The sequence below is a fragment of the Variovorax sp. Soil_C_12 genome, assembly GCF_057657375.1.
Genome location: NZ_JBDGIO010000019.1, coordinates 65,711 through 80,051 on the forward strand (window position 1 = coordinate 65,711; position 14,341 = coordinate 80,051).

Annotated in this window: 12 protein-coding genes; 7 read left to right on the forward strand and 5 right to left on the reverse strand. The window is 69.0% G+C overall.

The features are described from left to right. Positions 1–99: 99 nt before the first annotated feature. Both AC3A6X_RS32155 and AC3A6X_RS32160 read right to left on the reverse strand, forming a co-directional pair. Positions 100–1,386: a pyridoxal phosphate-dependent aminotransferase gene (locus AC3A6X_RS32155; RefSeq protein WP_487845986.1), complete on the reverse strand. Its 1,287-nt coding sequence runs from the start codon at positions 1,384–1,386 to the stop codon at positions 100–102. Beyond that, positions 1,292–2,575, reverse strand: coding sequence for a branched-chain amino acid ABC transporter substrate-binding protein (locus AC3A6X_RS32160; RefSeq protein ID WP_487845987.1), 1,284 nt, complete (start codon positions 2,573–2,575; stop codon positions 1,292–1,294). The genes AC3A6X_RS32155 and AC3A6X_RS32160 overlap by 95 nt, the downstream gene beginning before the upstream one ends. A 119-nt stretch (positions 2,576–2,694) precedes the next feature. Between AC3A6X_RS32160 and AC3A6X_RS32165 the strand changes: the two genes are divergently transcribed. After that, the gene (locus tag AC3A6X_RS32165) at positions 2,695–3,066 is read left to right on the forward strand and encodes an Hsp20/alpha crystallin family protein (RefSeq protein ID WP_487845988.1); all 372 of its coding nucleotides are present in this window, start codon (positions 2,695–2,697) and stop codon (positions 3,064–3,066) included. Positions 3,067–3,278: 212 nt separating this feature from the next. Next, on the forward strand, positions 3,279–4,025 hold the full coding sequence (locus AC3A6X_RS32170) for an alpha/beta hydrolase (protein WP_487845989.1): 747 nt from the start codon (positions 3,279–3,281) through the stop codon (positions 4,023–4,025). Here AC3A6X_RS32170 and tsaD read toward each other — a convergent pair. Next, a complete protein-coding gene (gene tsaD, locus AC3A6X_RS32175; RefSeq protein WP_487845990.1) occupies positions 3,970–5,022 on the reverse strand; it encodes a tRNA (adenosine(37)-N6)-threonylcarbamoyltransferase complex transferase subunit TsaD in 1,053 nt (350 codons plus the stop codon). The genes AC3A6X_RS32170 and tsaD overlap by 56 nt on opposite strands. 93 nt (positions 5,023–5,115) lie before the next feature. On the opposite strand from tsaD, the gene AC3A6X_RS32180 reads away from it, so the two are divergent. From AC3A6X_RS32180 to AC3A6X_RS32195, 4 genes are all read left to right on the forward strand, one after another. After that, the gene (locus AC3A6X_RS32180) at positions 5,116–6,402 is read left to right on the forward strand and encodes a nitrate- and nitrite sensing domain-containing protein (protein WP_487846032.1); all 1,287 of its coding nucleotides are present in this window, start codon (positions 5,116–5,118) and stop codon (positions 6,400–6,402) included. Between the two features lie 331 nt (positions 6,403–6,733). Further along, positions 6,734–7,978, forward strand: a complete 1,245-nt coding sequence (locus AC3A6X_RS32185; RefSeq protein WP_487845991.1) for a CmpA/NrtA family ABC transporter substrate-binding protein — start codon at positions 6,734–6,736, stop codon at positions 7,976–7,978. 10 nt (positions 7,979–7,988) lie between these two features. Next, positions 7,989–8,918, forward strand: coding sequence for a nitrate ABC transporter permease (gene ntrB / locus AC3A6X_RS32190; protein WP_487845992.1), 930 nt, complete (start codon positions 7,989–7,991; stop codon positions 8,916–8,918). Further along, a complete protein-coding gene (locus AC3A6X_RS32195; protein ID WP_487845993.1) occupies positions 8,915–9,721 on the forward strand; it encodes an ABC transporter ATP-binding protein in 807 nt (268 codons plus the stop codon). The genes ntrB and AC3A6X_RS32195 overlap by 4 nt, the downstream gene beginning before the upstream one ends. Positions 9,722–9,742: 21 nt before the next feature. On the opposite strand, the gene AC3A6X_RS32200 is transcribed toward AC3A6X_RS32195, so the two are convergent. Next, complete coding sequence (locus tag AC3A6X_RS32200; protein WP_487845994.1) at positions 9,743–11,020, reverse strand: ANTAR domain-containing response regulator; 1,278 nt, start codon at positions 11,018–11,020, stop codon at positions 9,743–9,745. Positions 11,021–11,282: 262 nt separating this feature from the next. Here AC3A6X_RS32200 and AC3A6X_RS32205 point away from each other — a divergent pair, with 262 nt between their 5' ends. Further along, positions 11,283–12,560, forward strand: a complete 1,278-nt coding sequence (locus AC3A6X_RS32205; RefSeq protein WP_487845995.1) for an MFS transporter — start codon at positions 11,283–11,285, stop codon at positions 12,558–12,560. A 32-nt stretch (positions 12,561–12,592) separates the two neighbouring features. Here AC3A6X_RS32205 and AC3A6X_RS32210 read toward each other — a convergent pair whose 3' ends face one another. Next, complete coding sequence (locus AC3A6X_RS32210) at positions 12,593–14,299, reverse strand: bifunctional protein-serine/threonine kinase/phosphatase (RefSeq protein WP_487845996.1); 1,707 nt, start codon at positions 14,297–14,299, stop codon at positions 12,593–12,595. Positions 14,300–14,341 lie beyond the last annotated feature (42 nt).

A 14,341-nucleotide genomic window follows, 5' to 3' on the forward strand; every position in this document is an offset into this window, starting at 1 on the left:
TTTTCCTGCATCTTCGGATCTCCAGGGCCTGCGACCTCAACCAATGTTGAGATTCTAGGGCTGCACGCAAAGCCCCTGGCCGAGCCTGCATGAAGCTGCTCAGGCCCCGGCTTGCGCCGCCAACCATCCCCGCAGCCGCTCCACGCCCTGCACCAGCCGCTGCGGGTCCCGAGACGCAAAGCACCAGCGCAGCCAGCCCTGCGCCTGCGGCGCGAAGGCGTTGCCCGGCGCCAGGCCGAGCCCGGCCTCGGCCACCAGGCGCTTGGCCAGCGCCAGCGAGTCGTCGAAGCCCTCGAGCCGGAAGAAGGCATACATGCCGCCGCGCGCCGGCGCGACCTGCACGCCGGGGAGCTCGGCCAGCAGAGGCACCAGGGTGTCGCGGCAGGTCTTCAGGTGGGCGACCACGCGCGGCGTGATCTCCGCACTGTGCGCCAGCGCCGCGATGCCCGCGCGCTGGGTGAACACGCTGGTGCAGGAGGTGTTGAACTCGATCAGCTTGCCCATGCCCTCCACCAGCGCGGGCGGCAGCACCAGCCAGCCCAGACGCCAGCCGGTCATGAGAAAGCTCTTGGAGAAGCTGTGCACCACGACGAGGCGATCATCCGGCACCGCGACGTCGAGGAAGCTCGGCGCGCATCCGTTGGACGTCGGCTCGTAGTAGAGCCGCTCGTACACCTCGTCGGCCAGGATCCAGGTGCCCGTGCTTCTGCAATGGTCGAGGATCGCCTGCTGCTCGGCGCGCGTCAGCGTCCAGCCAGTCGGGTTGTTGGGTGCATTGAGCACCAGCAGCTTCGTCGCCGGCGTCACGGCCGCGCGCAGGGCATCGAGATCGAGCGTCCATTGCCCCGCCTTCGGCACCAGCGCCACGCTGCGCACGCGCGCACCCAGGATCGCGGGCTGCGCCGTCAGGTTGGGCCACACCGGCGTGACTGCCACCACCTCGTCGCCGGCGTCGACCAGCGCCTGCACCGCCAGCATCAGGGCGCTCACGCCGCCCGAGGTGATGGCGATGCGCGCGGCGTCGATGGCGGGGTGCAGCCCGCTCATGTAGCGCGCGACGGCCTCGCGCAGCTCAGGCAGCCCGAGGTTGTGGGCATAGAAGGTTTCACCTTGTTGCAGGGACGCGATGGCGGCCTGGCGGATCGGCTCCGGCGTCACTTCGTCGCCTTCGCCGAACCAGAAGGCCAGCACATCGGCACGGCCCATGCCGGCATTGGCGACCTCGCGGATCTTGGAGGCTTCGAGGTTGTGGATGGCTTGGCGCATCTTGAGCTGTTTCCTTTTTTGCGATTCAGGGGCGCTGCATCTTGCAGCTGGTGGGCATCTCGGCGCGCTCGGCAGGGATGGTGCGCACCACGCGAAAACCGTAGCCGGATCCTTCGACATCGAACTTGACGCCGGGACTGCCCTGCCGGTCCATCACGCCTACCACCAGGGACTGCTGGAACTGGTGATCGGCGGCGCGCATGCGGCCGCTCTGGCCGGCCAGGCTGACCTCGGCCTTCTCGAGCGCACGGGCGACGGCCACGGTGTCGGTGCTGCCGGCGCGCTCGAGGGCCTGCGCCAGCGACTCGACCAGGAGCTGCATCCGCATGTGCACATAGTCGTCGGCCGGCTTGGGGAAGCGCTCACGGAAGGCGCGGTAGAAGCTCTCGGACTCGCGCGTCTGCACATTGGGCAGCCAGTCGGCCACCGCGACGACGCGTCCGATGCCGGCGTCGCCGATGGCCGCGGGCGCACCGAGCGCATTGCCATAGAAGGTGTAGAAGCTGCCGTTGAAGCCCGCCTCGCGCGCCGCCTTCACCAGGAGCGTCAGGTCGTTGCCCCAGTTGCCAGTGACCACGGCCTGCGCCCCGCTCGCGAGGATCTTGCTCGCGTAGGGAGCGAAGTCCTTCACGCGGCCCATGGGATGCAGCTCCTCGCCGACGATCTGCACATCGGGCCGCAGCGCCGCGAGCTGGCGCTTCGACTCGCGCAGCACCGACTGGCCGAAGCTGTAGTCCTGGCCGATAAGGTAGGCGCGCTTGAGCGCAGCGTCGTTCTTCATCACGTCCATGAGCGCGGTGACGCGCATGTCGGCATGGGCATCGAAGCGGAAGTGCCAGAAGCTGCAGCGCTCGTTGGTGAGCACCGGGTCCACCGCCGAGTAGTTGAGGAAGAGCACGCGCCGGGAGGCATCGCGCTCGTTGTTCTTCTCGATGGCGTCCACCAGCGCCGCGGCGGTGGCCGAGGAGTTGCCCTGGAGCATGATGCGCGCGCCGTCGTCGACCGCCGCGCGCAGCGCCGACAGGGCTTCCTCGTTCTGGCCCTTGCTGTCGTAGCGGTCCAGCTGCAGGAAGCGCGCACCGCCGGGCAGCTTGACGCCGCCGCGCGCGTTCACGCGCTCCACCGCCCACAGCAGGTTGCGGAACACCGCTTCCCCGGTGTTGGCGAAGGGCCCGCTCATGCTCTCGACCAGCGCCAGCCGGATGGGGGCCGCGGGCTGCGCGTGAACCACGGGCACCGCAGCCGCGCATAGCGTCGCAGCCGCGAATTTCAAGGCCCGGCGGCGGCAAATAAAGCTGGAGGAACGCATCTTGAAAGGCCTCCCGCCGCGCCTAGATGAGACGGCAAGCGGCACTCTGTTGAAAGGCCGCGCAGTGTAAGGGACACACCTTTCTTGTCCCCATTGTGTTCATTCAGGAGTAGCTCACCATGTTTTTCGAACCCGCCCTCCGCGCCACCCGCTTCGCCCCACGCGCCTACGACCGCAGCTTCGAGCGCTTCGTCAACGATGCGTTCTCCGCACCACGCCGCTCGCTCAGTGTCGAACAGGACGAGAAGAGCTGGACCATCACCCTCGACGTCCCCGGCTTTGCGCGTGAAGACCTCACGATCGGCATCGAAGGTGCCGTCGTGCGCATCGAGAGCAAGGCCGAGGCCAAGCGCAAGTTCAAGGCGGCCTACGAACTGCCGCAGGACATCGACGTCGCGGCCAGCGAAGCCAAGCTCGAGAACGGCGTCCTGACCCTGAAGCTCGGCAAGCTGGTTCCGGTCAGCAATGTGTCTCAGCTCACGATCAACTGATCGGATACAAATGTTTCAGAAACACTGAAGGCGCAAGAAGCTGATCGGGCCGGTAACTTTTTGTTGCCGGCCTTTTTCATTCCTGAACACAAAATGTGTTCGAAGAACGTCACATTCGTGGCGATTTTTCAATGCTTACTTCCTCGTTTTGAGCGAGTGGACCGTTCGATCCGCGCACGCAGCAGAGGTCACACGCGCTTGATGAAGCAACCATGAAAACGCACCTGAAACCTGCCAGTAACGAATCTCGCTCGGACACCTTGCTCGTCTTCCTGCCGGGCGCTTTCCTGAAGCCTGAAGAGTTCGAACGCGAAGGTTTCATCAGCGCAGTCCGGGAGCGCGACCTGGCGGCCGACGCCCTGCTGGTCGATGCCGACGTTTCTTACTACTACGACCAGACCTTCATCGAGCGGCTGCACCACGACATCCTCCAGCCGCAGCGTGCCCTGGGCTACAAGTCCCTCTGGCTGATCGGCATCTCGATCGGCGGCTTCGGGGCTCTGATTCACGAACTGGCCAAACCTGGTGCCGTCGACGGCATCGTGGCGCTGGCGCCCTATCTGGGACGCCGCCCGCTCGGCGCCGAGATCCACAAGGCCGGCGGCCTGCGCGCCTGGAAGGCGCCCGAGGGCCCGCCGCCGGACCAGGAGGTCGATCGCAAGCTCTGGCCCTGGCTGCAGCAGTACGCCGCCGCCAAGCCGGCCACGGAACTGCCGCCGCTGTACCTGGGCTTCGGGCTGGCCGACCGCTTCGCATCGAACCACCGCCTGCTGGCCGAGGCGCTGCCGGCCGGCCGCGTCTTCACCACCGAAGGCGGCCACGACTGGCCGCAGTGGTCGCAGCTCTGGCGCAAGATGCTCGACGTGCTGCCGCTGCCCGCGCGCAGCGGCCGCAAGAGCGTGCCTACCCGAACTGCGGCTCCGGCGCACCCAGCGACGCCAGTGGCCATCGCGGCTTGACGTCGAAGGCGTAGCGATCCGTCGCGGCCTGCAGGCCGGACTGCAGCCGCATCGCGGCGGCCATCGCGATCATCGCGCCGTTGTCGGTGCACAGATGCAGTTCGGGGTAGTGCACCCGCACCCCGCGCCTGGCGCAGGCCGCATCCAGCTGCTGACGCAGCTCGCGATTGGCGCCCACGCCGCCGGCGACCACCAGGCGCTTCAGGCCACTCTGATCGAGGGCCGCCATCGATTTCTTCAGCAGCACGTCGACGATGGCAGCCTGGGTCGAGGCCGCGAGGTCGGCCTTGCGCGATTCCAGCGCATCGCCGAGCTTGCGGGCCTGGGTCAGCACTGCCGTCTTGAGCCCCGCAAAGGAAAAGTCGAGGTCGCCGCTGTGCAGCAGCGGCCGCGGCAGCTTGAAGGCCGCGGCATCGCCCTGCTCCGCCAGCTTCGCGAGCCACGGGCCGCCGGGATAGGGCAGGCCCATCAGCTTGGCGCTCTTGTCGAAGGCTTCGCCGGCCGCGTCGTCGATGGTCTCGCCCAGCAGCTCGTAGCGCCCCACCCCATCCACCCGCATCAGTTGCGTGTGGCCGCCGGACACGAGCAGCGCCACGAAAGGAAATTCCGGTGGATCGGCGCTGAGGAAGGGCGACAGCAGATGGCCCTCGAGGTGATGCACGCCCAGCACCGGCTTGCCCAGGGCGACCCCCAGGGCGCAGGCCACGCCCGCGCCCACCAGCAGCGCGCCGGCCAGCCCCGGTCCGCGCGTGTAGGCGACAACGTCGATGTCGGCCAGCCCGTGGCCGGCCTCCGACAGCACCTGCTGGGCCAGCGGCAGCACGCGCCGGATGTGGTCGCGGCTCGCCAGCTCCGGCACCACGCCGCCGTAGGCCTGATGCATCGCGATCTGGCTGTGCAGCGCATGGGCCGCCAGGCGCGGCAGGCCGCTGGCGCCCGACTCGACCAGGGCCACGCCGGTCTCGTCGCAGGACGATTCGATTCCCAATACAAACATGCGACGAGTGTAGGGGCCTGGGATCTGCCGGGGCACGATTGTTGCTGCATGTCCTTAGGATGGGCCACCGGCCCGCCACCCCCCAACACCACGATGAAGTCCGGACTGAGTTTCCTGATCGCCGCGCTGCGTTGCGAAATCGACGAGCTCGATCAGCTCGCGCGCACGAGCGCTCTTGTCGGCACCATCGGTCGGCTGGTCCATGCGCTGCAGCGCGAGCGTGGCCTCTCGAACGTGCTGCTGGCTTCAGGCGGCCAGCGCTTCGTGGCGCAGCGTGAAGCGCAGATGGCCGTCTGCCTGCGCGCGGAAGAAGCCGTGCGCAGCACCTTCGACCGGCTCGACACCGAGGCGGTGCGCATCGGCAACGGCGCGCGCCTCTTCAGCCGCATCGCCTGGGTCCTGCCGGGCCTGGACGCGCTGCCCGAGCTGCGCCGCCGCATCGGCGCAATGGAGCTGTCGGCCGCCGACGCCACGGCCGCCTTCGTCAAGCTGGTCGCGGGGTTGCTGGCGGTGGTGTTCGAGGCCGCGGACGGTGCCACCGACCCGGAGATTTCACGCCTCCTGGTGGCGATGTTCAATTTCATGCAGGGCAAGGAGTTCGCGGGCCAGGAACGCGCCTGCGGCGCCGCGGCCTTCGCCTCCGGCCGCAATGACAGCGCGCGCCAGCAGCAATGGCTGCACCTGATCGAGTCGCAGGAGCGCTGCTTCCAGGTCTTCGCCGATTTCTCGGGCCCGGCGCTGGGGGAGCTCTGGCGCGCCAGCCAGTCCGCCCCGCAGCTGGCCGAGCAGGAACGCCTGCGGCGCATCGCCTGCGCGGCGCCGGCGGGCGGGAGCCTGGACGCCGAGCTGAGCCAGGTCTGGTTCGACTGCTGCTCCCGCCGCATCGATGCGATGCAGGCCATCGAGGAGCGCCTGGCCGCCGACCTGCGCCTGCTCTGTGAACAGAAGACGGCGCGCGCCCGGGCGGAGCTGCAGGCCCATGAGGCACTGTTTGCCGAGCTGGCGATCGAGCCCGGCGAGGCGGCTGCCGCCTTCTTCGATGAGCTGCCTCCGGCCGATACAGAGGGCAGCCCGCCGCGCGCCCTGTCGGCGGCCGCCCTCGGTCGCCAGCTGGAACGCTCGGTGCTGGAGATGGTGCAGGAACAGTCGCACCGCCTGCAGGCGATGAGCGATGAGCTCGAGACCGTGCGCGCCGCCCTCAACGAGCGCAAGCTGGTGGAGCGTGCCAAGGGCCTGCTGATGGCGCACCGCCGGCTCAGCGAGGAGGAAGCCCACAAGATGCTGCGCCGGACCGCGATGAGCCAGGGCCGGCGGCTGGTCGAGGTGGCCGAATCGGTGCTCTCGATGGCGGAGTACCTGCCTGGCGATCCCGTGCGCTGAGCATGCCGGTCTGAATTGGTGCGCTGCACAACAAGGGTGCCAGGCGGAGATCTGGAACCAACCCGCCGCCCTGCCTTTCCAGGCCGGCCTCACGCGCTACCGATTCGATAGCAACCCGAGCCGCAAGCTCACTGGCACGCACCTTGCTTAAAAGAGCTTGCATAGGCCCGCAAGGGTCTTCAGGCAGGCGGCATCCAACGGCGGGTGCGGGCCACCACAACCGGACAAAGGCGTCCCCATCCCGCAAGGGCTCGTTCACGAGCGGCCCGTGCGTGGTGTGGACGCCTTTTTGTTTTTTGCCTTCTCGTCTTTCACCTTCGGAGTGCGCCCCATGAACGATCTGCTGAAACCGAAACTGAGCCGCCGCCGCATCCTGCAGGCTGCTGCCGTTGGCGCCGTCGGGCTCGACCCCGCCCTGCGCGCCGCCGTCTGGGCCCAGGGCTCCGACAAGCCCGAGAAGGAGGAAGTCAAGATCGGCTTCATCCCGCTGACCGACTGTGCCAGCGTGGTGATGGCCTCGGTGCTGGGCATCGACAAGAAGTACGGCGTGAAGATCGTGCCCAGCAAGGAAGCCAGCTGGGCCGGCGTGCGCGACAAGCTGGTCAACGGCGAGCTCGACTTCGCCCACGTGCTCTACGGCCTCGTCTACGGCGTGCACCTCGGCATCAGCGGCCCCAAGAAGGACATGGCTGTACTGATGACCCTCAACAACAACGGCCAGGCGATCACGCTGTCGAAGAAACTGGCCGACAAGGGTGCGGTCGACGGTGCCTCGCTGGCCAAGCTGATCGCCACCGACAAGCGCGAATACACCTTCGCCCAGACCTTCCCGACCGGCACCCACGCCATGTGGCTCTACTACTGGCTGGCCTCGGCGGGCATCGACCCCTTCAAGGACGTGAAGAACATCGTGGTGCCCCCGCCCCAGATGGTGGCCAACATGCGCGTGGGCAACATGGACGGCTACTGCGTCGGCGAGCCCTGGGGCCAGCGCGCCATCATGGACGGCATCGGCATCACCGCCGTGACCACGCAGGACATCTGGAAGGACCATCCGGAGAAGGTGCTGGGCACCACCTCGGACTTCGTCAAGAAGTACCCCAACACCGCACGCGCGGTGACGGCCGCGATCCTGGAAGCCGGCAAGTGGATCGACACCGGCCTGCAGAACAAGAACAAGATGGCCGAGACCATCGCCGACAAGAGCTACGTCAACACCAGCGTGGACGCCATCAACCAGCGCATCCTGGGCCGCTACACCAACGGCCTCGGCAAGAACTGGGACGACCCCAACCACATGAAGTTCTACAACGACGGCGCGGTGACCTTCCCCTACCTGTCAGACGGCATGTGGTTCCTCACGCAGCACAAGCGCTGGGGCCTGCTGAAGGAGCACCCCGACTACCTCAAGGTCGCCACCGAGATCAACCGCATCGACATCTACAAGCAGGCCGCGGCGGCCACCAAGACCTCCGTGCCCAAGGACGCGATGCGCACCAGCAAGCTGATCGACGGCGCGGTGTGGGACGGGAAGAACCCGAAGCAGTACGCCGATTCCTTCAAGCTGCACGTCTGAGGAGCAAGCCATGGTCAGTGCCGTCTTTCATTCGCCGCTCGAAGCCGCCGCCGGGCATATTGCCGCACCCGCGATCTCCAAGAGCATCGCCCCCACGCCGGTGGCCGTGCCAGCGCCCGTGCAGCAGGCGCCCGAGCCCACCCCGCGCACGCCGCGCGACTTCAGCTGGATCTGGCTGCGCGCGCTGCCCCCGATCCTGGGCTTCGCGCTCCTGATCCTGGTCTGGGAGCTGGTCGCGCTGAAAAGCAGCAACGGCTTTCCGTCGCCGGGCACCGTCTGGCAACAGGCGGTCATCGTGTTCAGCGACCCCTTCTACAGCAAGGGCCCCAACGACCAGGGCGTGGGCTGGAACGTGCTCTCCTCGCTGCAGCGCGTGGCGCTGGGCTTCGGGCTGGCGGCGGCGGTCGGCATCCCGGCCGGCTTCGCGATCGGGCGCTTCAGCTTCCTTGCGCGCATGTTCAACCCGCTGATCAGCCTGCTGCGTCCGGTCTCGCCGCTGGCCTGGCTGCCGATCGGCCTGCTGGTCTTCAAGGGCGCCAACCCGGCCGCCATTTGGACCATCTTCATCTGCTCGATCTGGCCCATGGTCATCAACACCGCGGTGGGCGTGCAGCGCGTGCCCAGCGACTACATGAACGTGGCGCGGGTGCTCAATCTCTCCGAGTGGAAGATTCTCACCAAGATCCTGTTCCCCGCCGTCTTGCCCTACATGCTGACCGGCGTGCGCCTGGCGGTCGGCACCGCCTGGCTGGTGATCGTCGCGGCCGAGATGCTGACCGGCGGCGTCGGCATCGGCTTCTGGGTCTGGGACGAGTGGAACAACCTCAACGTCGCCAACATCATCATCGCGATCTTCGTGATCGGCATCGTCGGGCTGGTGCTCGAGTTCGCCCTGATCCGGATCGCTACCGCATTCACGTTCGAAGAGGTGAAAGCATGAGCGATTCCAAGTACATCCAGATCGAGGGCGTGGAGCAGCGCTTCAAGACGCCCAAGGGCAGCTTCCTGGCGCTGCGCGACATCGACTTGCACGTCGCCAAGGGCGAGTTCATCACGCTGATCGGGCACTCGGGCTGCGGCAAGTCCACGCTGCTGAACCTGATCGCCGGGCTGAGCACGCCCACGCAAGGTGCGCTGCTGTGCGCCAACCGCGAGATCAAGGGCCCGGGCCCGGAGCGGGCCGTGGTGTTCCAGAATCACTCGCTGCTGCCCTGGCTCAGCTGCTACGAGAACGTCTACCTCGCGGTGGAGCGCGTGTTCTCGGCCACCGAGAACAGGGCGCAGCTCAAGGCGCGCACCGAAGCGGCGCTGGCGCTGGTCGGCCTCACGCCCGCCGCGCAAAAGCGCCCCGGCGAGATCTCGGGCGGCATGAAGCAGCGCGTGGGCATCGCCCGCGCCCTGTCGATGGAACCCAAGGTGCTGCTGATGGACGAGCCCTTCGGCGCCCTCGACGCGCTCACCCGCGCCAAGCTGCAGGACGAGTTGCTGGCCATCGTGCAGAAGACGCACAGCACGGTCGTGATGGTCACGCACGACGTCGACGAGGCGGTGCTCTTGTCCGACCGCATCGTCATGCTCACCAACGGCCCGGCCGCCACCATCGGCGAGGTGCTGGCGGTCGACCTGCCGCGCCCGCGCAACCGCGTCGAGCTGGCGGAAGACCCGGTCTACGTGCATGCGCGCAAGGCCGTGATCGACTTCCTCTACACGCGACAAGCGCACGTGGAGAAGGCCGCGGCCTGACCCGCACCGCCGAACACCGGCTCAGGACATGATGACCTGCAGACTGTGTTCGTACGAGGCGGTGAGCCGGTCGAAGGTATCGGCGAGCACCTCCGTGGCGCGCACCAGGTCGGCGCGGCCCTCGGCCCGGTCGGCCTGGCGCACGCCGCGCACCAGCCGCAGCCACTCGTCGCGCGCGCCGCTGAGCGCCGCGCGGATCTCGGGCGAGCTCAGCGGCGCGCGTTCCAGCTCCAGCAGCGAGGCCTCGAAGGCGTCCATCGTCGACGCCAGTTGGGCGCTCCACCCGCCTTCGGGCAGCATCGAGGCGAGCAGCGCATCCTTGGCCAGGCGCTGCGCCCGCATGCGCTGCCGGCCGCAGAGATTGACGATACGCAGCGCCCGCCGGCCGGCCGAGGACTCCAGCACGTCCGTGAGCGCCTCGGCGGCGTTCAGCAAGGCCTCCGCACTGGCATCGATGTCGCTCAGCGCCGCAGGCCCGGGACGCGCCGCCAGCGCGGCATCCAGAGCCTCCCACGCCGAGCGCGCGGCGCCCAGCGCCTGCGTGCTGGTCGCATCCAGCGGGAGGCCGGCGAGATGAGCGAGGTTGTCCTTGACCCGTTCGACCGACTCGGTGCGCAGCGTGCGGCTGCGGCGCGCATCCACGCCCGCGAGCGCCTGCGCCGCCAGACGCACCAGCCGCTGCGAAAGCATCCGCAGCTGGCCGGCGCGGTTGATGGCCTCGGCCCACTGCGCGGCCTCGACCACCGAGCGCGAGAGCTCGCCGACGCGCAGGTTGGCATGCATCGCCGCGCCGCGCAGGAGCCCGAAGGCGGCGTCCTCGCCGATGCCGCGCGCCGTCATCAGAAGCCCCTTGGCGCGGTCCACCCACTTGCGCTCGTCGAGGTGCGCGAGCGAGCGGGCCAGCGTGTCGCGCAGCGCCGCCTCGCGCTGCCAGTGCGCCTGCGCACACGCGAGCACGGCGCGCAGGGTGGACGCATCCAGGGAGGCAGCGCGCGACCAGGCCTGCACGCCCAGCGCGACGAGTTCTTCATGCACCTGCGGCGACAACGGCTCGCTGACCACGACGACCGGCAGCGGCGGCGCGCCGGCCCAGGCCTGCAGCGCAGCCTGCAGGCCGGGGATCGATGCCGGCTCGTGGACCAGCACCTGCTGCGGCGCGAGCAGGGCAGCCTCCTGCACCATCGTGTCGCAGGTGGCCCATCCGATGGCGGCCGCATCCGCGTCCGCCAGGATCTGGCGCAGTGCTTCGGACGGCGCATCGGCAACGGGATCGGGCAGGACGAGCAGGAGTCGGTTCATGGCAGGTACAGCTTCTGGGGCGATCGCAGCATAGCGGGCCGGTGGCTGGCACGCGTCTTGCGTGATGAAAGTCGCGGTGTAACGAAGCACCGCTTTGGTGAAGTCCCCGGCCAAGCGCCGGCCCGGGTCCCGGCAGGGGCCCATCACCCCCAGTCCCTCCAGCCGCTTCCCGGCGGGACACCCCCCTTTTCATCGCCCATCCACGCAGCCGCGCCACGGTTGTGCGGATGCTTTTCGCATCGCCCTCGCCACCGCCAACGCCATGTCCAGCTTCAAGTCCTTCCTGCGCTCCGGGCACGCACCCACCCTCTTCGCGGCCTTTTTCTACTTCATGTTCTCGTGCTGCATCTGGGTGCTGAACGGCGCGATGGCGCCCTTCATCAGCGAGACCTTCCAGCTCACCCCCGCGCAGAAGGGCCTGATGCTGTCGATCCCGATCATCGCGGGCGCGCTGATGCGCTTCCCGCTCGGCATCCTGTCGCAGTACATCGGCCGCAAGAACGCCACGCTGGTGGAAATGGGCCTGATCGCAGTGGCGATGCTGTTCGGCTTCTTCATGGTGCACAGCTTCAACGACCTGCTGGCGATGGGCGTGCTGCTGGGCATCGCGGGCGCCAGCTTCGGCGTGGCCCTGTCGCTGGGCTCGGGCTCCTTCCCGCCGCAGAACAAGGGCCTGGCGATGGGCCTGGTGGGCGCGGGCAACGTGGGCACGGCGCTGTCGGTGCTGGTCGCGCCGCCGCTGGCGCAGTGGCTGGGCTGGCAGGCCGTCTACGGCGTGGCGGCGGTAGCCATCCTGGTCCCGATGGCGGTGATGGCGCTCTTCGCGCAGGAGCCGCCGGACGTCGACAGCCACGCCAGCCTGCGCGAGCACATGGCCTGCCTGTTCGAGAAGGACGGCTGGGCCTTCAGCCTGATCTACGGCATCACCTTCGGCGGCTTCATCGGCCTCATCACCTTCCTGCCCTCCTACTACTACGACCAGTTCGGCGTGAGCAAGGTGCAGGCCGGGCAGCTGACGATGCTGGCGGCCTTCATGGGCGCGGCGGTGCGCGTGATGGGCGGCTGGATCTCCGACCGCTGGGGCGGCGTCAACACGCTGACGCTGGTGCTGGCGGTGTCGGCCGTCACGCTGGCGCTGATCGGCTTCACTTCGAGCTCGCTGGCGCTGACCACGCTGCTGCTGATCGTCTGCTTTGCTGCGCTGGGTGCGGGCAACGGCGCGCTGTTCCAGCTGGTGCCGCTGCGCTGGCCCACCACCACGGCGGTGGCCGGCTCGATGATCGGCGAGATCGGCGCCCTGGGCGGCGGCCTGGTGCCCAATGCGATGGGCCTGTCGAAGCAGTACCTCGGCAGCTACACCTGGGGCTTCGTGCTGTTCGCGGTGCTGGCGCTGGTGATGCTGGGCGTGATGCGGGTCATGCAGATCCGCTGGACCCGCACTTGGGCAGAAAAAGGCGGCCGCGCGCGCACCACGCCGCACGCCCCGAACCACGAGGCCGATCGGCCGGTGCGCCCCATGCGCCGCAGCGCCGGACGGTAATGACCATGCCCCGCCCCTTCCCCCTCTCGCGCTCAGCGCGGCAGGAACAGCAGCCAGTAGACGAGCAGCGCGTTGAAGAGCAGCGACGCGGCCAGCCCGAGCTTCCACAGCAGGGCCGGATCGCGTCGCGCGAGCGGCGTGGCGGCCGGCGCGCCGACCGGGCGGGCGGCGCCGCGCTCCAGCGCGAGCAGCATCTCCTCGGCGGTCTCGAAGCGCTGCCGCTGATCGCGCGCCACCGCCTTGCGCACCAGGTGGTCGAGCCACATCGGCACGTCGGGCCGGATGCGCGACAAGGCGGCCGGATCGCGCCGGTAGCGCGCGCCCTGGTAGGGCTCGATCTCGCCGTAGGGCAGGCGCCCGCAAAGCCACTGGTAGAGCACCACGCCGAGCGCGAACAGGTCGCTGCCGGCATCGGGCAAGGCGCCCTCCCACTGTTCCGGGTTCATGAAGCTGGGCGTGCCCGCATGCAGCTCGCGCTGCGCCGCGCCTTCGCGGCCGGACAGCGCCACGCCCAGGTCGAGGATGCGCCAGTGCCCGTCCTCGCCCAGGTGCAGGTTGCCGGGCTTGATGTCCCGGTGCACCACGCCGTGGCGATGCAGCCGGCCGAGCGCCTTGCAGATCTGCGTCGCGGCCTCGACCACCTGCGCCACGCTCGGGCGGGCGCCCGTGCGCAGCATCTGCTCGATGGTGCGGCCGCCATGCCAGTCGAACACGGTGTAGAGCGCGCTGGCGTCGTCGCCGCGCTCATGCACGCGCACGAAGCCGGGCTCGCCGCGCGCACCCACTCTCAGGCCCAGCCAAGCTTCGTGGGCGAGCATGGCGCGCTCCTCGGGGTCGCTGGCGCGCGAGGGGTGCAGGGTCTTGATCGCCACCAGCGCGCGGGTCTGCGCATCGCGGGCCTGGTAGAGCCGGTGCACGCCGGTGTCGGCGACCAGCGCGGTGATCGCGTAGCCGTCCAGCACATCGCCCACCTTCAGCGCAACGGGCGGCGCCAGCCGGCGCGCATCGCCCAGCTCGTCGTGCAGCTGGCGCGCATCCAGTCCCAGCACGCGAATCACCAGGGCCGTGGCGTTGTCGCGAGTGCCGGCAGCGATCGCGGCGTCGACCAGCGCATCGCTGGCCTGCTGCGCGCTGGCGGCCAGCGCGATCTCGGCCACGCGCGCGGGCTTGAGCACGCCATGCACCCCGTCGGTGCTGAGCACGAAGCAGTCGCCCACGCGCAGCTCGCCCTGCAGGTAGTCGACGCGCACGTGGTCGTCCAGCCCCACGGCGCGCGTCAGGCGGCTGCGCAGGTCCGGATGGTCCAGCGCGTGGTCGACGGTCAGCGGCGTGGCCGCGCCCTCGCCCTTGCGCACGCGCCAGGCGCGCGTGTCGCCCACGTGGGCCAGCGTGTAGCTCTGGCCGTGCAGGGCCAGCGCCGTGAGCGTGGTCATGGCGCCGTCGTGGCGGCGGCGCCGGTTGTGGTCGGCCAGCCAGGCGTTCTGGGCGGCGATCAGGCGGTCCATGGCCACCGTCGGCTCCCAGGTGTCGGGCGTGGCGAAGTAGTCGCCCAGAAGGCCGATGACGGTGGTCTGCGCCGCCTCCAGCCCGTGGCCGCCGGACGAGACGCCATCGGCGATCGCCGCGATCAGGCCGCGCGACTCCTCCCCGCGCGGCGCATGCACCGCGCCGGCGAAGTCCTCGTTCTGCGGGCGCGGCCCGCGATGGCTGCTGTAGCCGATTTCAACCTCGAAGCTCATGGCGCGCGATTGTCTACGCAAGCCATGGCAACCCAATTTGCT